Below are 24,596 nucleotides of genomic sequence, written 5' to 3' on the forward strand. Positions count from 1 at the left end.
TATCCGCTTTCTGTCTAATGCTCCCTTGCGCTACACCATTGTAACCGGTCACAGGCGTGTTGCTGTGGAACTAGGTGTGGATTCGTGGTGCTGTGCTTATCGAATCACTTAACCTTTATCGATAACTTGCGTGACCGGTCACAATTAGAGTATGCTTTGTTTGTAACCGGTCACATAGAGGGTGATTCGGGTGGATTCAATTGATGAATCCAGGGAGAAATAAGGAGTGCAATGAAGCAAATAGTATCTTCTGATACCCGTGGGAAATCCACTTCCCCATCGGGTTTGCGCAAAGTGATGGCAGCAGTTGCTGGCGCGGCGATGATGCTGACCATCATGCCAATGGGCGTGCAAACGGCAGTTGCCGCTGACGCGAACTTCACCGATAGCGGTACTGTCACCGCGTATGCGCCGACTGGCGTTGGCAATGGCACCACGACATCGCCGGACGTGGCATCCACCAAGTACACGGTCACCGCAAACGGCACCTCAGTCGAAGCTGTGAAATATCAGGCCAATGGTAATAATTTCGACATCGCTCGCTTCAAATCCGATTCGCGCACTCCAGTAATTGAAGTCACCGTGCCGAACGAGGAAATCAACACCGTCAACATTTACCCGCAGCGTTACTATCCAACAACCGCATACAAAGTCAGCGATGACAAACACACGCTGACCTTCAAGATGGAAGCCAGCCTGTACTCCGCCATCGTGATGATTAACGGCGACGCCACCAACGCATCCGGCAAACCATACCTCGCAGTCATCAACGATCCTGAAGAAGATTCCGATACCGTTCCAGACAAGACGTCTGCATCCGATGGATCCGGCATCAACGAGCAGACCGGTGTGCTGAACATCGCCGAATACGCGAAGAACTGGTTCGCCAAGAACAGCAATGCTGAGATTCAGGAAGCCAACCTTGCCAAGGCTGAAGTCAGCAAGTGGGCCGGAAAGACCGTCGGCAAGACGGAGATTCCAGCTGACGCTAAGGTCGATGCCGGTAAGATCGTGCCTGCGAGCACCAATGAGGTCACGTACCCCAACGAGCGTGCACTGGCCTCCGACGATTACACCTACGTGCTGCAGGCGGCCCTTGAGGAAATCAAGAACAACGATAAGCTCAACACCTTGTACTTCCCGAATGGCACCTACATCTACGGCGGTCTTGACATCGCCAAGTGGACTAGCAAGCCGCTGAACATCTACGTAGACGAAGGTGCGCTGCTCAAGAACCATGTGCAGCCGAACCGTGAAGCCATGGAGCCGGCTATCGGCATCTGGAGCTCCAAAGACATCACCATCTCTGGTCGCGGCATCTTCGACAACAATGGCGTGCAGAATTACCGCCAAGACAATCATGATGCATACCGCAGCCAGCATCAGGGCGGTGTGATGGTTGTGCAGTCGCAGAACATCACCTTCAACGACACCTACATGCGTGATTCCAAGCAGTGGAACTATGAGACCCACACTGCCGAAAACGTGACCTTCAACAACATCAAGGGCCTGACCCCGTATGGCCAGCCTTGGGTAGATGGCACCGATTTGGCATCCGGCAAGAACCTGACCATCAACGGTGTGCTCACGCTTGGCAACGATGACGCTTTCGCATCCGGGCACTACAATCCGGGCAATCAGTTCGAGCCAACTCATGCCGACAACATCAAGGGCTTCGGCATGAACGGTGACAGTCCGCGCACCCAGGAATGGATTGACGCAGCCGCCGCTTATGAGTACTACTCCGAAAAGCACAACCTCGATAACCTTGCTTGGGATACCGATGATACGGAGAACGTCACCGTCAACAACACGGTGAACTGGTCGTACGCGGGCGGCAACGGCATTCGTCTCGGTCACAATGTGATGGGCCATACGCTGAAGAACTACACGTTCAACAACTTCAACCCGATTAGCTTCCAAGGCGGCGGTTGGGGCATCACCGTGCAGAACAACACCGGCACCTACCCGAATTACGAGGACTTCACCATCAAGAACTCGTCGTTCGATACCTCTCGCGTGGGTGGCAACTACTCCGTGCAGGGCAAGGACCCGCTGATCAAGAACGTGACCATCGACAACGTCTGGTTCTCCAACGCCAACGCATCCAGCAGCATCTCTAACATCGAGAACGCCACGGTCAATGACATCTACATCGCCGGCAAGCAGGTGCAGTACACGAACCAGAACAAGTTCACTGCCACCAACGTGACGAACCTGAAGTACACGTACACCGATGCCGATGGCAAGACGCAGCCGGTCAAGGACAACGCTCTGCCGACCTTCACTGCGCCTGAATCGGATGCATACACCGCCAAGAGCAACAATGTGCTCTCGTTCAACGTAGCTGCAACCGATGCTGATGAGGGTGATTCGGTGACGCTCGGTGTGGATGAATCCACGCTGCCAGAGGGCGCCAACTTCGACCCCGAGACTGGCGACTTCTCCTGGAAGCCGACCGAAGCTCAGGCTGGCAAGAGCTACGAAGTTAAGTTCACTGCAGCCGATCAGGGCGCTGTGGCTGGCGATTATGATGCAGTGACCAAGACGGTCACCATCACCGTGCAGTCCTCCAGCTCCGCCACGGCCACTGTGAAAGGCGTGATTTCCGGAGACACGTTCAATGGCTCCTGGAGCAGCGACGCCAAGGTGAATAACAGCACTGGCCGCACCATCAAGCTGAGCAACGCGAGCGGTGACTCCAAGCAGGGCTTTGTCGAACTCGATTTGAGCAAGGCAAACAAGATTGGCGAGCATGATTCTGTGAATCTGGTGCTTACCTACATCGGCCACCGCAAGACCGCTACTGCGACTGACGAAATCTCCGTCAAGGCCACCAAGGTAGTCGACGGTTGTGCGGGCGGTGCTACCAGCTGCGGTATTGCGGACATGACGTGGAACACTCGTCCGAATGTTTCTACTGATGCAGCCGATACCGTTGAATCCGCCAAGTTCACTGTTGGCGATGTGATGGTAAAGGAAGGTTCCGAAGATCAGATTCGCGATAACGCCATCGATGGCCGTAAGGTTCGTCTTGACGTGAGCGATCTGGTGCATGCTGCACAGGCAGCCGGCGAAACCAAGCTGATGCTGGCTCTCGACATCACCGGTAGCTATGAAGTTCGCTTCGTGAGCACTGAAGGTGCCACCACCGATAAGCTCAACAACGCCAACGCCGATATGGCTCCAGCTGTTGAGGTGACCACGGTTTCCCCGACCGCCATCACCGGCCCAACCGAGCAGACCATCACGGAAGGTGAAAGCGCGTCCTCCGACGTATTCGATCTGACCGGTGTTGATCCGCTGAAGGTTGAGCTGTCTGGCGATACCGCCGACGGCAAGATCACGTGGAACAACGACACCAATCGCGTTGACTTCGCCGAGGGCATCGCCGTTGGTGAGCATAAGTTCACTGTGACGCTAACCGATGCAAACGGCGACACTGCGTCGACTGATTTTGTGTTGACGGTCAATCCTGCCCCGGTGCAGCCTGACACGGAGAAGCCAGTGATTTCCGGTGCTAGCGATGTGACGCTTGAGTATGGCGCTGCGTTCGATCCGAAGGCTGGTGTGACTGCTTCCGATACTAAGGATGGCGATCTGACTAGCAAGATTGTGATCTCCGGAGACACGGTGAACACCAAGGTTGCCAAGACCTACACGGTGATCTACACCGTGACCGATGCTGCCGGCAATGTACAGACCGTGAACCGCAAGGTTACGGTTAAGGCCAAGGATTCCGGCAACCAGAACACAGGTGACAACCAGAGCAACAATCAGAACAACAATCAGAACCAGTCCGGCAACCAGCAGTCCAACAAGACGGACGGCAAGGGCACTGGCAACCTGGTCGATACTGGTGTTGCAGTCGCAGGCATTGCCGTAGCAGTAGTGATACTGCTCGCAGCCGGCCTTGCGCTGGTGGCTGTGCGCCGCACTCGCCAGTAGTGCAGGTTGCTGTGCCTGACTTCTAGGCCATGCTCGTGCTGCATGGTGCCTCGTAACGAGGCGCATGCAACACGGCATGGCCTTTTCGCATCAGTGAAAGAGCAGCGAGCAGGCCGAGAATCGCCTTTACCGTTGCGGTACGAAGCTTTCGCGCGGAACCAGCGTGGTAGACAGCATGGTATGAGTGTGCGTGGAGGAGTCGTAATTCAATGATTGCGACAGCACCAGCAGCGCAGTACGCGCCAAATCCTGCTGATTGATGTCATAGGTAGTCAGTGGCGGCGAAACATACTGTGCGATGGTCTGGTTGTTAATGCTGATCAGGCTAACATCGCGCGGCACAATAATGCCGGCCTGATTGAACGCCTGCAGCATACCAACTGCCAAAGCATCAGTAGCCACAATAAAGCAGTCCGGCAGATTGCCGCCGAGCTGTGCGATGACCTGTTCGCCGAGTTTGCGCCCGCTTTCCACGCTGACCTGCTCGCTGATGAAAATCAGCCCATCAGTATGCAATCCGAGGCGTTCGCACCAGTTGCGGTATGCCAATGTGCGCACATCTTCGGGGTATTCGTACGAGCCCATGATGTGCCCCTTGCAGCCGATTAATCCAATGCATTGCATGCCGCGAGCTGTGGCTTCGCTCAACGCGTCCAGTACGGTTTGCGCAAGGTCGGGCTGTACTGAATCAAACAGGTTTGGCGCAGGATTGACATCGATGAATACGCCATGCGGCAGCACATTATGCAACTGCACGAGCTCGTCATGAGTGTGTACTTCCGGGCCGATGGACACAAAACCGTCGTATTGATCGGCATTGTCAATCAAGGCCTGAATGTCGGTGAAGAACGAGAGCGTGATGTGCATATCTTCAGCGGTGGTGAGCAACGTGTTGCGTAGCTCGCTGTAATACGCGTTGAGCAGTTCTTCGTCGCTGTCGATGGCGTCGAGCACGGCGATATCGTGAGGTGCGAGATAGTGCCGCTCCTGCACTTCGTAACCGAGTTCTTTGCTGACCTGAAGAATCTTTCGCCGGGTTTCTTCCTTGACTGAGAAGGTTGGGTCTCCATTGAGCAGGCGGGAAACAGTCGCCGGGGAGAAGCCTGCCTGCTGTGCTATTTGCCTGATAGTGACCATGCTGATATCCGATTGATTCTGTGTCTTTTCCGCACTCTGCGCTGAGGCGCACTAGTAACGCTTGTTTACTTCACTCCATCGTAATGCAAAAAGTTTCATTATGTGCGATTGTGCTTGATTTGTTATCAATAAGCAGGGTTTGTTATGTGCTGATGCGGGTTGTTCTTGGTGTTGCGAAAGTAGTTGAGTATACTATTTAGTAAACAGTTTATTTATTGCTCACGTGGTGGTGTGCAGCAGAATTCAGGAAGGCGATAATCACTTATGGCTGATTCGATGATTGCCGAACAGTTTGACCCAGCATGGCTTGCAGATTCGCGCGTATTCGCGGTGAACAGAGTTGCCGCACATTCCAACCATCGTTTCTATGACCATGCTCCCCTGGCTGGCGAATCAATGGATCTTCAGCAGAGCCTGGACGGCGAATGGTCGGTTTCGATTGCGGACTTGGCAGACCTCGGTACCGAGGCTCTGACTGCCGCTGACTTTGCCGATCCTGCTTTCGATGATTCCGCATACGAATCCATCGAGGTGCCTTCTTGCCTGGAAGTCAAGGGGTTCCTGCCGCACAAGTACGTGAACCAGCAGTACCCATGGTCTGGCCATGAGGCGCCTGAAGCTCCCGGCATCCCAGAGCATAACCATGTGGCGTTCTATCGCCGTGAGTTCACTCCTGAATTCAAGGTGGCCTCAGCTGTCGCTGCCAATGCGCGCGCGATTGCCGCTGGTGAAGCCGCGCCGTTCCCGATTACCGTGACCTTTGAAGGAGCCTCTACCGCCATCGCAGTCTGGCTGAACGGTGTTTTTGTAGGCTATTCTGAGGATTCCTTTACCCCAAGCGAATTCGATGTGACCGCAGCACTGCAGCCGGGAAAGAACGTGCTCGCTGTAGCCTGCTTCCAGTACACGTCCGCCAGCTGGCTCGAAGACCAGGATTTCTGGCGTATGCATGGCCTGTTCCGCTCGGTTGAACTTACTGCTCAGCCGGCTGTGCATGTTGCAGATTTGCGTGTGACTGCCGACTATGACTATGAGGCCGGTGAGGGTGACCTTACCGTTGATGCGTTCGTGCGCAATGCCGCAGCTACGGATGCTTTCGAGGCTGTGCTGACCGATGCGGATGGTGCGGAAGTGTGGCGCGAAGGCATTGCCGCTGAAGCCGCTGACTCTGCGGGCGATGCTGCGGGCGACTCCCCCATCGCCTTCAGCTGGCATGCGAATGTCGGTCAAGTCAACCCGTGGAGTGCTGAAGAGCCGACCCTCTACACGCTGACCGTCACCGCACTGGATGCTGACGGCAATGTGATTGAAGCCGTGCCGCAGCGCATCGGTTTCCGCCACTTCGCCATTGAAGACGGCATCATGAAAATCAACGGCAAGCGCATTGTGTTCAGGGGCGTGAACCGCCATGAATTCGATGCGCGCACCGGCCGTACGGTTTCCGAAGCGGTGATGCTGCAGGATATCCACGAATTCAAGCGACTCAACATCAACGCCGTACGCACCTGCCACTACCCGAACCAGACCCGCTGGTACGAGCTGTGCGACGAATACGGCATCTACATGATTGACGAAACCAACATCGAAACGCACGGCACCTGGACCTACGGCGATGGCAGCTTCCACCCGGAAACCGCTGTGCCGGGCAGCCGCGACGAGTGGCGTGCGGCATGCGTAGATCGCCTGAACAGCATGATGCGCCGCGACTGGAATCATCCGAGTGTGGTGATCTGGTCGCTCGGCAACGAGTCCTTCGGCGGCGACGTATTCCGCACCATGCGCGATTTCGTGCACGCCAACGATCCCATGCGCCCAGTGCATTACGAGAGCGTATTCAACGAGCCGGAATACAGCGACGTCACGGACATTATGAGCCGTATGTATGCCAAGCCGGATGAAATCAAGGAACTGTACCTCTTCGGTGAGGATCAGAAGCCGTACATTTCTTGCGAATACTCGCATTCGATGGGCAACTCCACCGGCGGCCTGCACCTGTACACCGCCCTCGAGCAGTACCCGAAGTATCAGGGCGGATTCATCTGGGATTACGTAGATCAGGCCCTGTTCCAGCAGCTCGACGACGGCACCGAACGCCTCGCCTACGGCGGCGACTTCGATGATCGCCCGACCGACTACGAATTCAGTGGCAACGGCATTGTATTCGCGGACCGCACGCCAACGCCTAAAGCCCAGGAAGTCAAGCAACTGTACGCCAACGTGCGCCTGACCCCGGACGAATCCGGCGTGACGATTGTCAACGATAACCTGTTCATCTCCACGGCTCGATTCGTATTCACTGCGCGCGTGCTGGTGAACGGTACTGAACGCTGGCATGCGGATTACCGCTTCGATGTGCCGGCTGGTGATACGCAGCGACTGCCGATTGCATTCCCGCGCGTCACCGATTTGGTGCCGCTGACCGGCCGCGCTGAGGTTGTGTACGAGGTTGATCAGCGACTGGCCGAGGCCACTGATTGGGCGCCGGCTGGGTATGAGCTGACGTTCGGCCAGTATGTGGCCAGCGTGGACTTCGGCGATGCTGCTGAGGCTGACGCTGCTGGTGAGGTTACAGCTGTAGTGGCTGAGGATCCGTTCAATGCCGGCATCCATAACGCCGCAGCAGAGGCACTGCTTTCTAAGACTGCGGGCGGATTGGTTTCCTTCAAGCGTGACGGTCGCGAAATGGTGATTCGCCGTCCTTCCTTGACTACCTTCCGCGCGCTGGTGGATAACGATCGCGGCAATCAGTCCGGTTTCAATCGTGCGCAATGGTTCGCTGCCGGTCGCTATGCACGTGTGACCAATACTGCCATCGAGCAGAGCGTATCCGGTCTCACCGGTACTTACACCTACGAACTGGCCGATGCCGCGCACACGCCTGTCGCCGTGCGCTACGAAATCGACGCAGCCCTGCGCATCCATCTGACTGCAGAATTCCCGGGCGAAGCGGGCGCGGTTACGCTGCCTGCATTCGGTCTGGAATGGATGCTGCCGGCACAATACGATCATCTGCACTTCTACGGTCTGGGACCTGAAGAGACCTACGCCGACCGACTGCATGGTGCCAAGCTGGGCGTCTTCTCCCGTACTGCCGAGGAGGACTTCGCGCCGTACTTGGTGCCGCAGGAAACCGGCAATCATGAAGGCGTGCGCTGGGCTGAAATCACCGATGAGCACGGCCACGGCCTGCGCGTTTCGGCAGCCGGTGCGGACGCCCAGCCGTTTGCAATGAGCCTCCTGCCATACAGCTCATTGATGCTGGAGGAGGCCACGCACGCCAACGAGCTGCCACCGGTTCGCCACACGTTCTTGCGTCTGCTTGCCGCACAGATGGGCGTTGGCGGAGATGACACGTGGGGCGCTCCCGTGCACCCAGAGTTCCAGCTGCCCGCTGACAAGCCGCTCAAGCTCGACGTAACGCTGGAGCTGATTTAAGCCGCCGTATTCCAGCTCGAAGACTGGTGCTGTCTGCACGCTTCGTTTGACTCCCATTATCAGGCTGAGGTGTTTGCAGTCGAAACGGTTGAACTCGTAAAGGGTGCACCCATGCGCGTGGGTGCACCCTTTATCACGTTATGGTTCGGGGGTTTCGATTGTGCTATTTCCGGTGCTATGTTGGCGGCGAACGCCAGCAGGGGGAATTTCTATTGGTTTGCGGTGTTTGTTAGGAGTCGCTCCTGCCGCGTGCTTGATTATCGCAATCAATCAATCGATTAAGAGAGAATCCCTATGAAGAAATCCATTCTTCATGCGGTTGGTGTGTTGCTAGCGGCGAGCATGTTGTTCAGTGGGGCAGCCGTTACCGCATCAGCCACAGAAACCAGCAAACCTGCATCATCGCAATCATCCGTTGCGGACAACAGTACTGATACTGCGGCTTCCATCGACCGTACATGGTCACTGGATGCTTCAGCGAACACTGCTCTTGCCGCGTTGGGCACAGTACAAGGCGCCTCGCAAACCTTCGACGGTTTGACTATTGACGCCACTGCAGCCGGCGCCAAATTCGCGCCTCGCGCCAACGATACCCAAATCAATGCAGGAACCATCATCGGTGTTCCTGTGCCAGCGCATACCAACCCGGCTACCATCACGCTGAACCTGTCTGGCGGCACAACTGCAGTCACCGCATCTGCCGGCGAAGTCAAAGACAATGTCATCACATTGCCAGCTGCAGATGCAGACGCCACCGTCAACATCACATTTACAGCTCCCTCGTCATACCTCAGCAGCATTGTTCTGGCAGAACAGAAGCCAGAACCAGCATTCCCCGGTACACCGACTGCAGTATCGGCCACTGATACCACATGGGATTTCACCGAAGCTGCAACTGATCGCCCGACCGTACAAGGCGGCACTGCCGACTACCACGGCATTGCCATCGATGCGCGTGCGCAAGGAGCCAAATTCAGCCCACGTACTACAGCAGCCAGCGGCGGCAGCGATACTCAGGTGAACGCGGGCACCATCCTGTACATTCCAGTGGCACAAACCGCGGGCGGAGCCAGCATCACCGTGCAGGGGCAGGCATACGGAGCTACGCTCAAACTCGATAATGCGGATATCACCACCGGTGCCGCAACCGTTGTGCCTACAGACTCTACGCACTATGTGCCGCTTACCATCGGCGGTACAGGAAGCCTGTACCTGACCGGCATCGCCATTGATTATGCAGCCGATACACCCGCTGCTGCCAGCCATATCGTTACCGTTGGCCCGAACGGACAGTACCAGAGCATTCAGGCAGCTTTGGATGCAAACAATTCTTCCGAAACCGACCGACTGGTATTGAAGATCGCTCCTGGCGATTATCGCGAAAAAGTTACCGTGACCAAGCCGGGCGTCACCTTTGCCAACGCAGACGTGACTGCCAAGCGAGCAGTGACGATTCGTGCCAGCTACTATTCATCGAACACATTCGATGCCGCCGGCAACTTTGTACCGCAGGACGCATTCGATCTGGGCACCAACAAGTGCGCTACCGTGACCATCGGTGCAGGCGCCACCGGTTTCGCCGCCTACGGCATCACATTCCAGAATGATTACAACGTGGTGGATCACACTGCTGAAGGCCAGCAGACTCCAGCAGTTGCGCTGAATACGCAAGCGGACAAGGTATACCTCAAGAACAGCCGCATTATCGGCCGCCAGGATACGTTGTATGTGCAGGGATCCGGCAATCGCGTGTACGTGGACGGCGGATACATCGAGGGCACTGTGGACTTTGTATTCGGTGACGCGAACGCGTACTTCACCGGTACTGAACTACACATGGCTGCCTTCCCTGGCAAGAACAACGGATACTTCACCGCCGCAAACACCAAGAAATCCGGCGTGGGCTTGGTGCTTGATCGCTGCAATCTGACTGTTTCCGACGCATACGGTGCTGATGCGAAGCTTTCGCTGGGCCGCCCATGGCAGACCTTCGCGCAGTATTCGCAGGTGCGCAATGCTGACGGCAGCAGCTATGTGACAAATGTGAACCTGAATGCGAAAAACTCCACGTATACGGACACTTCCTCAGCCGTGACGTACCTTGACAGCACAATCTCCAGCAAGGTCACCAAGGACCGTTGGAATGTGTGGACCAGCAAGGATAAGAACGGCAAGAGCGTGGATGTGACCTTCCATCCCGATGTGCGCTTTACGGAATACGCCAGCCATGATGAGTCCGGTGCTCTGCTGAACCCGGCCGACTATCCGAAGATTGTGCTCGGCAAGATGGAATCGCTGGATGAGGCTCAAGTGCAGGCGAAGCGTGCGGAACTGATTTCAGCATTGGGCTTCGGTACTGAAGCTGGCCAATGGGCTGTTCCGGATGGTACATGGCCGTTTGCCTACGACCCGAACTACTCCACCGGAACTGATGTTGTGCCGACTCAGCCGAGCGCAGGCAGCAATGCGAATACCACTTCCCGTGCTAAGGCCAAGGCCAACAAGCAGATTGCCAACACTGGTTCGTCTGTGATGGCCATTGCCGTGGCTGTTGTAGTACTGGTTGTGGCGGGCCTTGTTCTGGTTGTCGTGCGCAATAAGCGGCGGTAGCTCGCGCTGCGAGTGCTCTAGATACAAGTGCTCTGCGAATACTCGGAGAGCACTTTGCAAGCGTAACGAAAATCCGGCATATCAAGCAGATGCATTGTTGTGCATCGCCTGGTATGCCGGTTTTTTTATGAACAGTGTGCCTTACTGCTTTACTGCAGTGGGATTTACAGCACGCCCTGAGCAACCATAGCGTTGGCCACCTTGACGAAGCCGGCGATGTTGGCGCCAGCCATCAGGTCGCCTTCCTCGCCGTATTCCTTAGCGGCGGCAAGGGAGTTGGCCACAATCTCTTCCATGATGGACTTGAGCTTGGCGTCGACCTCGTCGAAGGTCCAGCTCAGGCGGTAGCTGTTCTGGCTCATCTCCAGGCCGGAGACGGCCACGCCACCAGCATTTGCAGCCTTAGCCGGGCCGTACAGCAGACCGTTGGACTTGTAGACTTCGATGGCTTCCGGAGTGGACGGCATGTTCGCGCCCTCGCACACCACCTTGCAGCCGCCAGCGACGAGAGCCTTGGCGGACTCCTCGCTGATTTCGTTCTGGGTGGCGCACGGCAGAGCGATGTCACACGGCACGGTCCACACGCCAGAGCAACCCTCATGGTATTCGGCGGACGGCACGCGCTCGGCGTACTCCTTAATACGGCCGCGCTCGACTTCCTTGATCTGCTTGACCACAGCAACATCAATGCCGTTCGGATCGTAGACGTAGCCGTTGGAATCGGAGACGGTCACCACCTTGGCGCCCAGCTCCTCAGCCTTCTGTGCAGCGTAAATAGCCACGTTGCCAGAGCCGGAAATCACCACGGTCTTGCCTTCGAATGAATCGTTCTTCAGCACGCGCAGTGCTTCCTGGGTGTAGTAGCAAACGCCATAACCGGTGGCCTCAGTGCGGGCGAGCGAGCCGCCGAACTCCAGGCCCTTACCAGTCAGCACGCCGGAGTACTCGTCGCGGATGCGCTTGTACTGGCCGAACAGGTAGCCGATCTCACGGCCGCCCACGTTAATGTCGCCGGCCGGAACATCAGTGAACTGGCCGATGTGACGGCATAGTTCGGTCATGAAGGCCTGGCAGAAACGCATGACTTCGGCGTCGGAGCGGCCCTTCGGGTTGAAGTCGGAGCCGCCCTTGCCGCCGCCCATCGGCAGCGTGGTGAGGCTGTTCTTCAGAATCTGCTCGAAGCCGAGGAACTTGATAACACCTTCGTTCACGGTTGGGTGGAAGCGCAGACCGCCCTTGTACGGTCCAATGGCGGAGTTGAACTGCACGCGGTAGCCGCGGTTCACCTGCACCTTGCCTTCATCGTCAACCCAGGCCACGCGGAACTTGACCACGCGCTCCGGCTCAACGAGACGCTCCAGCACGCCGTTCTTCTCGTATTCAGGATGCTTGGCGATTACCGGCTGCAGGGTGTCCAGCACCTCGTAGACGGCCTGCAGGAATTCGGGCTGATCGCCGTCACGCTTCTCGACCTGTTCGTAGACGCGCTTGACGTACTCGTTTGTGAGCATAGTGAAACTCCCCTTTGGGTTGGACTATCAAATAAGACGCTTCCGATTGTATGCGCGAATTATGGAAACGCTCAAGAGGTGGGTTTGATATTCGCCACTAGGCGGACATTGGAGCGGGTGTGCCGCGCGGGGTGCGTACGGGTCCGTGGCGCCATACAAGTGCCACGCCAGCGCGGATTGGCCCAAAATGCGCTGGCGTGGCGAGGCTCAACCTTCACAATCCCTGATTTGGGCGCTTATTTGTGCCACGCCACTGCAAATGCCGCGTTTCTGCGCTGGCGTGGCACGGAACCTTGCCACGCCAGCGCAAATCAGGCGAAAACGCGCTGCCGTGGCACACATAAGCCGGAAAAATGTGCCAGCGTCCCACTGGAAGACGCTGGCACATGCATAGTACGCGATATCAGCTGCGGCAGAACTCAGGCGGCGCGAGCGATGGCCTGCTCGAAGTCCTTGGTGCCCTTGAACACTTCCTGCATCCACGGGTTGATGCCCTGCTTCTTAGCGCGGATGAGAATGTAGCCGAGAGCCAGCACGTTGGCCACGAGCGCAATCAGCGAGACTACGAGGTTCACGTTCGGGTTATTCACGGACTGGGTGGAGAACACGGAGTAATCCTGGAACATCGGGAACACCTGAGCGAACATGCACCAGATGGCCAGCGTGAAGGCGCGGTTCTGAATCCAGCCGCCCTTGTTCCAGAAGAAGTTCGCCACGGTCGGAGCCAGCAGCAGTGCCAGGCCGCAGTACCAGGAGTGGGTGGGCAGGCAGTTGTAGGTGTAGCAGAAGTTCCACAGATCGTAGGCCACGATGAACACCCAGGTCATGTCCGGCCAGAGCATATCGTCCTTCTTCTTGGAGGCGTAGATGCCGAACCAGCCGGTCATGCAGAAGATGTTGAGGATGCCGGCAACGCCGTTGAATACGTTGTGCCAGCCGCCGTAGAGGGTCACGCCTTCGGTGGAGATCCAGGTGCCGCCCCATCCGCGGATGGCGGATTCAAAGTCGGAGACCACGGCGATCAGGATGTTGATAGCCACAATGACGAACGGGAAGCACTTGAACCAGTGGGATTTACCGATGGAGCCCCACTTGTATTTGAGGGCCATGAAGCCGATGCAGCCGATGGTGGCCGCGTACAGCTTGGCGTAATGGAACCACGAGGTCATGTGCACGTAGGTGGGGTTGTTAAGAGCCCACTCAGCACCCATGGCTGCGGCAGTGTAAATGGTGATGAAGTAGACGGTTAGGATTGCGGGGATGACCAGGAACGCCACTACGCCACCGGTTTTGGTGCGGCGAGCGAGCTCGTTGGCGCCGATAAGGCAGCAGAAGACGAGAATCCATCCGATCCATTGGTAGACGGCATTGTCGCCGTAGACCTGAAACAGCATAACGGTCCTTTCCACATGTGCTGTGTTATGCGGGGCCTCGTCATCCCTCGTTGGACGCCGGGCCGGGCTTATTGGCGCTTGGCTCGAGGTGCTGCGCCCTGCAATCATTGCGGAGCACGCATTGTTGACGAAGCGTCAATTTCTCTCGCAGCATATTGTAAACCCTCTTTTGACGCTGTGTCAAAAGAGGGTGTTGGTGTGGTGCGATTCAAGCGCTGTACCGCGTTGACTACTGTCCACACAGTGCTTGGATAACCATATGCGAGTAGGCTTCGCGGCCGAGTCCCTCGCCAATGGTCAGATGCACGCCATCGTCATAGAAATATTCGCTATGCCCCTCGCTCAGACCGTACCAATCCATAATGCCCACGTTCTTATGCCGCGCGGCCACCGCACGCATGGCGGCATTTACGCTCTCCGCATCCATGGCGGGGTTGCGAATCGTAATGAAATACAGAGCCTTTCCGTTGACCGCATTCACCGCGTCTTCGAACGACTGCTCCGGATTGGGCCCTGCGCTGTTGGTGCCCAGCGCCGCAATTACCACGCGCTTATCATCGCCCGCTGCCAGATGCTGCTGGTATGTGCTCGGGAAAGCAACCAAACTGCGACCGATTTCATTGTCTTGAATCGCGTTCGGCATAGTGTTTACCAGCACGCGTTGTGCGCCCATCTCCACAGAATCGCTGATGATGAGAGGATCAGCACTGCACACGCCAGTGGAAGCATCATAGGTCCAACCGGAAGTATCCAAATTATCCGGCACCTTTTCCGCGACCGGCACCAGTTTGTTGGCATCCTCGGCTTGTTGCTCGCTCTGCTCAGTAGTCTGTTGCGTTGCCTCATCCGTTGGTTTTGGAGCTGATTCGGTTTTAGCCGGTGTCTTCTCAACTGCGGCGGTTACCGGGCGCAGTTGAGCGGAGCGAGCCTGTGCAATAGCTCCCCAGTCAAGCGGTAGCACACACAACAGCACTGTGCCTACGGCGCACAGCACAATGATGATACGCCGGCACAGCAGCAGCGCACGCAATGCGGCCTTACGTACATCGTGCCGCGCCTGCGCGCGATGGCGCGATGCGCGCTGTGCCACCTGATCGCCAAAGCGAATCGTGCGCTCAACTAACTGATAGAACAGTTCCGTGGCAATCCACAGCACTATGGCTTGCACAATCCATTCCCACCAAGCCAGTTTGGTGGTGCGCGTGGCAGGATTCATCATCTCCAGCATCGGATAATGCACCAGATACAGTGAGAACGAACGTGATCCGATATATCGCAGTGGACGCACGGACAGTGCGCGGCCCACAATATTGCCGGGCACAATGGCGGCCGCGAGCAGAAGCGTTGCGAGCAGCGCAATAACCAAGTATCCGCCGCGATACAGCACGGTCCAGCTCGAACGGGCAGCTACGAATGCGATGGCCAATAGCACCAGAGGTACGAGAGCCAAAGCATCACCAAGGCCGATGCGATGATGATTGGAATCTGTTGAAATACTGCTCTGCGAGCGGTGATTGCCGGTTGTGAGCATTGCCAGTAGCGCGCCGGTCAGCAGCTCTGCCGCACGAGTGTCAAGGCCGTAATATGAGCGGCTTCCAGTGGCATTCGGGTCGAACAGGAATGCCATAACGAGTGTGGAAGCCAGCGTAAGCGCGGCGACTATACCAAGTTGTGCATTGCGCGGCAGCTTAGTGCGGTACAGCGCGAGCAATATCAGTGGCCACAGCAGGTAGAACTGCATCAATACGCCGAGAAACCACAGATGCGTTAGAGGTGAAGGCAGTCCTGCTGCAGCGAAGTAAGAGACATGGCGGAAGATGTTGACCCAGTTGCTTACGAAGAACAGTGACGGTAGCGCATCGGCTTGGGCTTTGGGCAGCAGGCTGGGAGAGGTAATGTATGCGGCTATTGCGGTGAGTGCGATGATAACCACTACCGGTGGTACGAGTCGTTTAAGTCGTTTGACTGCGTAAGTGCCGTATGAGATGGTGCCAGTGCTGCTGAGTTCCTTGGTAACGCTGCGGGTGATGAGGAATCCGCTGATAACAAAGAAGATGGTGACGCCGAGGAATCCGCCTTGCAGCAGTGAAGGGCGCGTGTGATAGGCGACTACGCCAAGGATTGCCAGTGCGCGCATGCCGTCGATGGCAGTGAAGTGGGCGTTGTTATTCCCGCTGGATTGATCACGATTGTGTTGAGATGATGATGCGATGCGTGCTGGGCGAGAATTCGTCATCGATGAACCACTTTTCTGCAAACTGCCTGTTCTCTCTTGTGTGCATTGTAGACGCTGGGGGCTTATTGCGGGGGCAGGTTGGCGGGTTCTGGTGAGGTCGTTTCCCGGCTGAGTGCTTCTGCGTCCGTAACCGTCACTATGTATGCGCATCGACGAAGTGGCCGCATACATAATGATGGTTAAGGGCTCCGAATCGTCACTATGTATGCGTGATGACGAGATTGCCGCAAACATAATGACGTTTTTGGTCTTGGAATCGTCATTATGTATGCGGGTGCTTCGTTGAGCCGCGTACATAATGACAATGTGGCTAGCCGGGTTCGAGCCGACTACCCTCTGCTTGCTTCCTGTGCGATTCCAACCGATCTGGTTTTCACGGATGGTTGGCAATCTGTTCTACTTCGACCACATTTTCGGGACGAATCGTCCATAGAGTTGCCTGCACCCATTCGCGAGGCATCTGATCATATGGGACGATCACGTTGTCGTGCCACTGCTGACGGCGCTGTTCTGCGGTATCCTCCCAATGTTCGTCCAGCCATCGGTCATAGGTCGCATCATCCCAGTCTTTCGCCTCCAACGGCGGGGCTGGCCAGTTGTTGATGACCATGTGGAATGCGTCGAAACAGGTGAACAGGCACTGCTCTCGTTCGACTCGCAAATGCAGCAGGTCGCAATCCTCATAGGAATCAGTAAAATCTTCGGATTTCAAATTAGGGTGATGACATACGTTGCCCTTGTCGTCTATCCACTGCGCCCATGCCCACAATGGCGTCGCATCCGCTGACGGGCGCGGCAGGCCGGCAGCCTCCATCTCCCCGATAATCCACTGGTAGGCGGGTTGGACGGCGTCCCACCATGATGTGTCGCCATCATCGAGAATCGACTGGTGGCGCGCCATAGCCGCGCTTGGTGTGTATTCGCCATGCTTGGCGAACGCACGCTCGACCACCGGATACGGTTGGAACGAATACAGATCAATCAAAAGATGAAGAAATCCTCTCCAATTATGTCGACGTACGACTAGGCCACCTGCCTTGACATGAACATCGTATTCGGCTCCTTCAGTCGGAGGAATCCGTGCCGTTCATACCAGTTGGCAAGAGCATCATTCAACGGGTCAAGAATAATCACACGTCTGCCGCATACATAATGACAATGGAGCTAGCCGGGTTCGAACCGACAACCCTTTGCTGTGATTCATGATTATTCGGTGTATTTCACTAATATTCAAAACCGCTTAAAACGGCTTTATAGAGCCATTTTTATGGTTCTTGAAATCACGTGAAAATGCATTGAAAACCATGGAATTGCATAGTGATGTCTACTGAATGTTTACTGGTTTGATTCGGCTCTGGCGAATAGCTGCGATGGAGATATTTCTAAGGCGTCGCAGATGTTCCAGATTTTATCTATGGTGGCTGCTTGTTCCCCGCGTTCGATTCGACCCATGTAGGCGCGGTCTATGTTGGCCAGTTCGGCAAGGTGCTCTTGCGATATTGATTTCGATTTTCGGGCGTCACGGATTGCGTCGCCGAATCTTCTGCGGCGTTGTTCCATGACGGCCTGTTTGTTCACGCGGCTTATAATCCGTCGTCTTGTCTAGAATATCCACGGCTTATAAGCCGTATTTATGTTGCGGTAGGTGAGTAGTCTATTGAAGGAATAAGGTCGTGAGCAGTAGAGAGAAAACGACAATGAACGAGGAAAACAAGCAGACGGAAACCCTGCCGGAGGTGGAGAAGACCACGACTCTTGGGCATGCGGACGAAGCTGATGAGAAGACGGCGATGGTTATTCAAAAAGCCAAGCCGAAGTGGCTTATCCCGGCCATTGCCGGTATTGGCGTGATCGTGTTGGTCGGTGCGGGTTTAGGCGGGTATCACGTCTGGACTTCACACGAATTGGCCGTGGCGAAGGAAGCATGCGCTACCGCGGCCGAGAAGGTTCGCGAATCCGCGAGCGACTACAACACTCTGGTGAACGGTGATGCGAGCGACGCTTCCGCGATCACAGCCGATCAGGTGAAGGACACGAAGACCGTCGAATCCCTGGCGGAGGAGTTGAAGAACACCGCCCCCGAATACGCGGGCTGCGTCGCCGACGATGCCAAGGGCCTGAACGCCGCGGCTGATGCGTTGGAATCCCAGGCCAAGTGGTATGAGACCCACACGAAATCACTGTCCAAAGCCGTGAAGAACGTGACCGAGTCCAAGGCGGCGAAGACGTTGGAGACCGCGAAGTCGAACCTCTCCTCGAAACTGGATGAGGCGTCGAAGCTCCTCTCCGACTCGGATGGCAAGGTCGCCGACAACGCCACACGAGACAACCTGACCAAGGCGATCGACGACGGGAACAAGCTGAAGGACGGGACCGATCTGGCCAAAATCGATTCTGCGCGTAAGGCGATTGAGGATGCGATGAAGACCGTGAATGATTCCATCAATGCGAAGAACGAGGCCGACGCGCAGGCCGCGGCCGCCGCGGCGCAGGCTTCATCCGGCTCAGGCTATACCGGCTCCTCCTCCAGGGGAGGTTCCAACTACTCCGGCGGAACCACATACGGGAAGAATGCCAACGGCTCTAGTGGCAGCCAGACTTCAAATGGGAATTCTGGCAGCACTGGAGGTCAGAAAACTCAGAATGGCTGGACGTTGAATTCCGATGGAAGTTTTTCTGCGACGTTCTGCGGCACGCTCGGACAGAATCCGACGTTTTGCTGACCCGTGTAAATTTCTTACTCCTCTTTTCGCTTCGTGAATCCCCGTTCCTTTCCCTTCACCGGATGGGAACGGGGATTCCTTATATCCAGGCGAGATTATTCAACTGTTTGGGTGAAGCTGCCTGTTGTCCCCTGTAGGCTTCTACCCACCATTCGTCCATGAGACTTCCGGGGAAACACCAGAGGAGCGGTTTGTTGCCGATTGTGGCGTTGTTACGTTCCGCCCATTCGATTGCCAGATGGCCTGCCTGCATGTGCGTGTGCAATAGGCGTAGTACGTGCCAGAGGAGTCTGAAGAGGAATGTTGCTGCCAGTATGAGTAGGAATGGGTTTCGTATGCCGGCATGCTGGTAGAGGTCTGGCGTCCAGCATGCGGCGATGAGCAGGAGGGTTCCGGCTGAGCTCCTTTATGTCCGTAACCGTCACTATGTATGCGCGTCGACGAAGCAGTCGCGTACATAATGATGGTTTTGGGCTCCGAATCGTCACTATGTACGCGTGATGACGAGACTGCCGCAAACATAGTGACGTTTTTGGCTTTGGAATCGTCATTATGTATGCGGGTGCTTCGTTGAGCCGCGTACATAATGATGATGGAGTGCCGGAATTTGGGTTATAGCCCGAAAAATCGAGGGGGCAAAACAAAAAACCCTTGGAATCGGATTGATTCCAAGGGTTTGGTGGTGGAGCTAGCCGGGTTCGAACCGGCGACCCTCTGCTTGCAAAGCAGATGCGCTACCAGCTGCGCTATAGCCCCATGTTGAGTTGTTGAAAAAAAGAGCGGCCTGCGAGCCGCTTCATTTTTCCGTGGGCCCAGGAGGACTTGAACCTCCGACCTCATCCTTATCAGGGATGCGCTCTAACCAGCTGAGCTATGGGCCCGATCATGCACTTCAAAAGCGCACAAGTGATTACAATACCACTGAATGCAGAAGTGTCAACGCAGACCCTCTTCGGCGTGTCGCGTTGATTGGGTGGGGGAAGCTGCACTACAGTCGCGACAGCGACATCTGCAGAATTGGCACCAGCTCGCCGCGAATCACAATATCGCCGCCAATCTGACACCTGCGAATAACAGTGCGCGGGTGCAGAACCGACGTGGTGTCTTGCGTGAGCTGCTGCTGGGCGGCGCTGATAAACGTATCGTTCACAATGTCGGAAGGCCCGTAGACGCAGATATCGGCAATGTCCAATAAGGCTACCGGCATAGCCAGCGCCAATGCCAAATCTCGCCCGGCTTGCGCAACAATGCTTTCGCAATCGTCGGGGTGTTCTTGCATGCGTGCGCGCACAACAGGCGTGCCGATAATCGCATCCAAGCAGCCGCGCCGACCGCACGAGCATTGTGGGCCATCACGCTTCACCGGTATGTGTCCAATCTCGCCGACCGCATAGCCGCTGCCAACCACGCGCATATCATTGACCAACGCAGCAGAACCAACGCCACGTGCGAGCTGCACCAGTAGCAGATTCGGCCCTCCCTGCCCAAAACAGCGTTCCGCCATTAGCGCGCTTGCGGCATCATTGTTGACGGTTGTAGGAATTCCAAATTCCCGTTCAATGGGTTCGCGCAAATCAATGTTGCGCCACTTCGAATAGGTGTATGAGAGCACATTGCTCTCATTTTTCACCACGCCAGGCGCAGCAATTCCAATGCCGATCGGCCGCTGACCTGAATGCAAGAGTTGCCCGATGAGATTGATGACGTCGCTTACCTCAAATTGGTCAGAAGCTCCCAGCGTTATTTCGGCGCGTGTGATGGTTTGCCCGAGGATGTTCAATATGGCGCCTTGAATGAGGTGCGGTTGGGACAAATCGATGCTGAGGAATCGAAGCTGTTCCGGGTCGGCGCCAAGCAATGTGCCGCGCTTTCCGGGGCCTTTGCCGCTGTGCTGCTGCAGCCCGATCTCGCGAACAAAGCCGCCAGCCATCAGGGCGGCGACAGCCTCTGAAACCACCACGCGGGACAGTCCGGTTGTTCGCGCAATATCCGCTCGGGAAAGCTGACGGTGGGGAAACAGTGTGCTAAACACCAATGCCGCGTTGTTGCGCCGCATATCAATAGGGCGGATAGTGCCATTGGTGCTACTCGTTGTGGCATGCGGAGCGGTAATCGGAAAGAATGGAGTAGCCGAAGATGGTTCTGTGTTCGCTATCGCGTTTCGGGCTGACATAGCATCTCCTTCGATTTCGGCTGTTGTGTTCGACTATATCCCAAGTACCTACAGTTCTATTTGTTAGCGCAGCTGCTTTATTACAGACATATAAACCATGGATACAATCGATAATTTTACCGTAACCTTAAAATAACAAAGCAAACTTACTCTCCGTTTCAACGTCAAAACTTGTTAGCTCAGCTAACAATTATGGCGAACTGGTGCAAGCCGGTGAAAGGGAGGAACAATGAAAACAACACGACGCACTGCCTTTGTGGCGGCTCTCACTGCACTGATCGTCTCGCTCGGAGGATGCTCGATGGGCAAGCCACAAGTTTCCGCCAGCGCATCAGATAGCAAAACCCTCACCGTTTGGTCCATGAACGGCGATCTCAGCCCTGAGGTGCTGAACGAAATCAATAGTCGATTCACCAAAGAAACCGGCGTGCAGGTAAAGCTTGAAATGCACGACTGGGATGGCATCACCACGAAAGTGACCACCGCGCTGACCACCAGCACTCCGCCTGATGTGATTGACGTCGGCAATACGCAGGTTTCCGGCTACGCGGCAAACGGCGGACTTCTGGACCTTACCTCCCACAAGAGCGACCTCGAACAAGGCCAAACGTGGGTCAAAGGCTTGGAAGACAGCGCCACCTATGATGGCAAGCTCTACGGTGTCCCTGGCCTGCTCGCACCTTTCGCAGTGCTCTATAACAAGAAGATTTGGGCAGACGCCGGCATTACCACAGTGCCTACAACATACGATGAGCTCGAAAAAGACTTGGATGCCATCAAGGCCAAGCATACGGACGATTCCAGCTTCTCCGCGTTCTACCTGTGCGGGCAGGACTGGTATTCCGCCTTGCAATGGGTCTGGAATGCTGGCGGCAATATCGCTACGCAGAGCGGAAGCAAGTGGTCCGGTTCGCTGGCGTCCGATGCTTCGGTAACCGGTGTTTCCGAATGGAAGGCTTTCCAGAATAAGTACTCTGCGCCAGCATCTCGTACGTTGGCCACTGATTCGCCAGACCAGACGCAGATCTTTGCTGATGGCAAGGCTGCAACTATTATCGCGCCAAGTTCTTCGATCGGCACTGCCGTCAATCTGAAGTCTCAAGTAACCAAGGACGACATCGGTTCGTTCGCTATTCCAGGCAAGGATGGCAAGCCTCAGCCCACGTTCACCAGCGGTTCTGATTGGGTGATTCCCGCGAAGACCACCAAGAGCGATCTTGCTCTCAAGTGGGTGAAGATCGCGGCAAGCCCTGATATTCAGGAGAACTACGTGTTCCCGAAGCAATTCCTCAACCCGAACACGGTTGAAGGCAACGAGGAGATTATGAAGAGCTCTGCGATGACCGATTCGCTGAAGGGATACGTTGATTCCGCTAAGGCTGCAGTATCCACGCCAATGGCGGCCGGTTGGTTGAAGGTCGAGGGCAATAAGGTTATGGAGAATTACTTCTCCTCCGTGGCTTCTGGATCGTCTACTCCACAGCAGGCCGGCGATAAAACCGATAGTCAGCTCAATGAATTGCTGAACCAATGATTGCGCTGGACTGAGGCGCTGTAGTCAAGGTGATGGAGTCAATATGAGTGACGTAACACGTTCTGTGAAGATAGGTCGAAATCGCGGCAAACATCCCATCGCGCGCGAAGAGCACAAGCTGGGGTATTCGACGAAAACCGCAATGTTGTTGCTTACCCCGTCAGGGCTGATTCTGGGCGCGCTGGTGATCGTACCGCTTATCTTCCTCGTGTTCACGTCATTCACTGACTTCGACCAGCGGACCCTTTTCACCGGCGAATTCAATGTTGTGGGGCTCAGCACGTATGGTGCGGTGCTCGCGGATTCGGAATTCTGGTGGTCCGTTGTACGCACGGTACTGCTTATGGTGGCGTGCGTGGCCGGAACTGTGCTGCTGGGCATGGCGGTCGCCCAGTTCATGGGAAAGCTCGGCAAAGTCACGCAGTATATCGTGACAGTGACGATGATTCTTGCGTGGGCAATGCCTGAAGTCGCTTCTGCTGAAGTGTGGAATTGGCTGTTCCAACCAGGCTATGGCGTGATTAATTGGCTGCTCACCCAGCTGCATATCTTTGGCGATGTGACCAATGTGTCATGGGCTAATGATGCGCGACTCGCGTACATCTGCATCTGGCTCTTGGTAGTGTGGCAGGCAATCCCATTCGTTGCAGTAACCATGTTTGCTGCCATACAGCAGGTTGATCCCTCCTGTATCGAAGCGGCAAAAATCGATGGAGCCGGGCCGATCCGCCTGTACTGGATGATCACTATCCCGCTGGTCAAGCCAACATTACTGCTGGTCACCGTGCTGTCGATTATTTGGGATTTCAACATTTCAACCAGATATGGCTGGTTTCCAAAGGCGGCCCGGATAATGCCACAGCCAACCTTGGCGTATTCACCTATAAGAACGCATTTGTGGGATTTGACATCGGCAATGGCGCAGCAATCTCAGTGATTACCACGCTGATGCTACTCGCATTGACTGCACTGTATATCCGCAGTTTGCTCAAGAGCGGGGAGGATTTGGTATGAACTCGCATAATCCGTTGCGCCATGCAGTCATGACAGTACTGGGGCTGTTGTTTGCCGCAGCATATTTCTTCCCGTTCTATTGGATGGTCAATTCAGCACTCAAGCCGCGCAGTGAGATTATGACCTCTACCCCACTGTTTTGGCCGCGCCACATTACTTTGCAGAATTTCGTCGTGGCCATTACGCAAACCAACTTCGCAATCAATCTGAAGAACAGTCTTATCGTGGTGTTCAGTGCAGTGGTGTTTTCAGTGATCTTCGCATTCTTCGCCTGCTACGCTCTCACGCGATTCCGCTTCCGTGGACGTGCCGCTTTCATGGTCGGCATTCTGGTGATTCAGATGCTGCCCGGTACGGCAATGCTTATACCGCAGTTTCTGGTGTTCAACCAGCTTGGCTTATTGAACACCTACTTAGGGCTGATTTTGGCGTATGTGTCTGCAGTGCTGCCATTCTCCATTTGGAATTTGCGCAACTTCTTCCTCAACATTCCTATCGAAGTTGAAGAAGCGGCCATGATTGATGGTGCGAATACCTGGCAGATTCTCTGGCATATCACTTTCCCGCTGCTGGTTCCCGGCTTGGTGTCGACTTCGATTTTCGCGTTCATTTCCGCATGGAATGACTACTTGACCGCATACACTTTCATGAAGGATCAGAGCATGTACACTCTGCCGGTGTGGTTGGCTTCGTTCACCACACCGCGTGGAGTTGATTATGGCAGCCAGATGGCAGCAGCGACGCTGTTCTCCCTTCCGGTTGTGATTGTGTTCCTACTGGTGCAACGGAAGGTGACGGAAGGCGCAGCGTTGGGTGCAGTAAAGGGCTGAACGGGCAGTCTCAAGTATTCAGCAGCCAAACAGCCAATGGAATGGCAAAGG

Annotated in this window: 14 protein-coding genes and 2 tRNA genes; 7 read left to right on the forward strand and 9 right to left on the reverse strand. The window is 55.6% G+C overall.

From position 1 onward, the window contains the following. Positions 1-231: 231 nt before the first annotated feature. Complete coding sequence (locus AC1AY0_RS08620) at positions 232-3,948, forward strand: immunoglobulin-like domain-containing protein (RefSeq protein WP_476523092.1); 3,717 nt, start codon at positions 232-234, stop codon at positions 3,946-3,948. 126 nt (positions 3,949-4,074) lie between these two features. On the opposite strand, the gene AC1AY0_RS08625 is transcribed toward AC1AY0_RS08620, so the two are convergent. Beyond that, positions 4,075-5,085 (reverse strand): LacI family DNA-binding transcriptional regulator, encoded by a 1,011-nt coding sequence (locus AC1AY0_RS08625; protein ID WP_476523091.1) that lies wholly within the window; start codon positions 5,083-5,085, stop codon positions 4,075-4,077. 264 nt (positions 5,086-5,349) lie between these two features. Between AC1AY0_RS08625 and lacZ the strand changes: the two genes are divergently transcribed. After that, positions 5,350-8,520: a beta-galactosidase, LacZ type gene (gene lacZ, locus AC1AY0_RS08630; RefSeq protein ID WP_476523090.1), complete on the forward strand. Its 3,171-nt coding sequence runs from the start codon at positions 5,350-5,352 to the stop codon at positions 8,518-8,520. A gap of 294 nt (positions 8,521-8,814) precedes the next feature. Then, positions 8,815-11,130 (forward strand): pectinesterase family protein, encoded by a 2,316-nt coding sequence (locus AC1AY0_RS08635; protein ID WP_476523089.1) that lies wholly within the window; start codon positions 8,815-8,817, stop codon positions 11,128-11,130. Between the two features lie 164 nt (positions 11,131-11,294). Here the strand turns inward: AC1AY0_RS08635 and gdhA are convergent, their stop codons facing one another. From gdhA to AC1AY0_RS08660, 5 genes are all read right to left on the reverse strand, one after another. Then, complete coding sequence (gene gdhA, locus AC1AY0_RS08640) at positions 11,295-12,641, reverse strand: NADP-specific glutamate dehydrogenase (protein WP_476523088.1); 1,347 nt, start codon at positions 12,639-12,641, stop codon at positions 11,295-11,297. A gap of 419 nt (positions 12,642-13,060) precedes the next feature. Next, positions 13,061-14,035, reverse strand: a complete 975-nt coding sequence (locus tag AC1AY0_RS08645) for a DUF5692 family protein (RefSeq protein ID WP_476523087.1) — start codon at positions 14,033-14,035, stop codon at positions 13,061-13,063. A gap of 229 nt (positions 14,036-14,264) precedes the next feature. Then, positions 14,265-16,271, reverse strand: coding sequence for an acyltransferase family protein (locus tag AC1AY0_RS08650; RefSeq protein ID WP_476523086.1), 2,007 nt, complete (start codon positions 16,269-16,271; stop codon positions 14,265-14,267). A 373-nt stretch (positions 16,272-16,644) separates the two neighbouring features. After that, on the reverse strand, positions 16,645-17,256 hold the full coding sequence (locus AC1AY0_RS08655) for a DUF3841 domain-containing protein (protein WP_476523085.1): 612 nt from the start codon (positions 17,254-17,256) through the stop codon (positions 16,645-16,647). 350 nt (positions 17,257-17,606) lie between these two features. Continuing rightward, complete coding sequence (locus tag AC1AY0_RS08660) at positions 17,607-17,831, reverse strand: helix-turn-helix domain-containing protein (protein WP_476526223.1); 225 nt, start codon at positions 17,829-17,831, stop codon at positions 17,607-17,609. Between the two features lie 137 nt (positions 17,832-17,968). Between AC1AY0_RS08660 and AC1AY0_RS08665 the strand changes: the two genes are divergently transcribed. After that, the gene (locus tag AC1AY0_RS08665) at positions 17,969-18,994 is read left to right on the forward strand and encodes a colicin transporter (protein ID WP_476523083.1); all 1,026 of its coding nucleotides are present in this window, start codon (positions 17,969-17,971) and stop codon (positions 18,992-18,994) included. Between the two features lie 680 nt (positions 18,995-19,674). On the opposite strand, the gene AC1AY0_RS08670 is transcribed toward AC1AY0_RS08665, so the two are convergent. From AC1AY0_RS08670 to AC1AY0_RS08680, 3 genes are all read right to left on the reverse strand, one after another. After that, a tRNA-Ala gene (locus AC1AY0_RS08670) sits at positions 19,675-19,750 on the reverse strand. 51 nt (positions 19,751-19,801) lie between these two features. Continuing rightward, positions 19,802-19,875, reverse strand: a tRNA-Ile gene (locus tag AC1AY0_RS08675). A 107-nt stretch (positions 19,876-19,982) separates the two neighbouring features. Then, the gene (locus tag AC1AY0_RS08680) at positions 19,983-21,167 is read right to left on the reverse strand and encodes an ROK family transcriptional regulator (RefSeq protein ID WP_476523082.1); all 1,185 of its coding nucleotides are present in this window, start codon (positions 21,165-21,167) and stop codon (positions 19,983-19,985) included. A gap of 229 nt (positions 21,168-21,396) precedes the next feature. Between AC1AY0_RS08680 and AC1AY0_RS08685 the strand changes: the two genes are divergently transcribed. The 3 genes from AC1AY0_RS08685 (at position 21,397) to AC1AY0_RS08695 (ending at position 24,545) form a co-directional block, all read left to right on the forward strand. Then, on the forward strand, positions 21,397-22,701 hold the full coding sequence (locus tag AC1AY0_RS08685; protein WP_476523081.1) for an extracellular solute-binding protein: 1,305 nt from the start codon (positions 21,397-21,399) through the stop codon (positions 22,699-22,701). A 43-nt stretch (positions 22,702-22,744) separates the two neighbouring features. Beyond that, positions 22,745-23,638 carry a carbohydrate ABC transporter permease gene (locus AC1AY0_RS08690; RefSeq protein WP_476526225.1) on the forward strand — a complete coding sequence of 298 codons (894 nt, stop codon included), beginning with the start codon at positions 22,745-22,747 and terminating at the stop codon, positions 23,636-23,638. Positions 23,639-23,711: 73 nt separating this feature from the next. Further along, entirely contained in the window at positions 23,712-24,545 is an 834-nt protein-coding gene (locus tag AC1AY0_RS08695; protein ID WP_476523079.1) for a carbohydrate ABC transporter permease, read from the forward strand. Positions 24,546-24,596: the final 51 nt, after the last annotated feature.

It is taken from the genome of Bifidobacterium sp. LH_416 (assembly GCF_056357055.1).

Bases quoted from the DNA above. Each gene is read 5' to 3' on its own strand.
- lacZ (WP_476523090.1), top strand. From the start codon at position 5,350: ATGGCTGATTCGATGATTGCCGAACAGTTTGACCCAGCATGGCTTGCA.
- AC1AY0_RS08695 (WP_476523079.1), top strand. From the start codon at position 23,712: ATGAACTCGCATAATCCGTTGCGCCATGCAGTCATGACAGTACTGGGG.
- AC1AY0_RS08665 (WP_476523083.1), top strand. From the start codon at position 17,969: ATGAACGAGGAAAACAAGCAGACGGAAACCCTGCCGGAGGTGGAGAAG.
- AC1AY0_RS08685 (WP_476523081.1), top strand. From the start codon at position 21,397: ATGAAAACAACACGACGCACTGCCTTTGTGGCGGCTCTCACTGCACTG.
- AC1AY0_RS08650 (WP_476523086.1), bottom strand. From the start codon at position 16,271: ATGACGAATTCTCGCCCAGCACGCATCGCATCATCATCTCAACACAAT.
- AC1AY0_RS08645 (WP_476523087.1), bottom strand. From the start codon at position 14,035: ATGCTGTTTCAGGTCTACGGCGACAATGCCGTCTACCAATGGATCGGA.
- AC1AY0_RS08680 (WP_476523082.1), bottom strand. From the start codon at position 21,167: ATGTCAGCCCGAAACGCGATAGCGAACACAGAACCATCTTCGGCTACT.
- gdhA (WP_476523088.1), bottom strand. From the start codon at position 12,641: ATGCTCACAAACGAGTACGTCAAGCGCGTCTACGAACAGGTCGAGAAG.
- AC1AY0_RS08660 (WP_476526223.1), bottom strand. From the start codon at position 17,831: ATGGAACAACGCCGCAGAAGATTCGGCGACGCAATCCGTGACGCCCGA.
- AC1AY0_RS08625 (WP_476523091.1), bottom strand. From the start codon at position 5,085: ATGGTCACTATCAGGCAAATAGCACAGCAGGCAGGCTTCTCCCCGGCG.
- AC1AY0_RS08635 (WP_476523089.1), top strand. From the start codon at position 8,815: ATGAAGAAATCCATTCTTCATGCGGTTGGTGTGTTGCTAGCGGCGAGC.
- AC1AY0_RS08620 (WP_476523092.1), top strand. From the start codon at position 232: ATGAAGCAAATAGTATCTTCTGATACCCGTGGGAAATCCACTTCCCCA.
- AC1AY0_RS08690 (WP_476526225.1), top strand. From the start codon at position 22,745: ATGAGTGACGTAACACGTTCTGTGAAGATAGGTCGAAATCGCGGCAAA.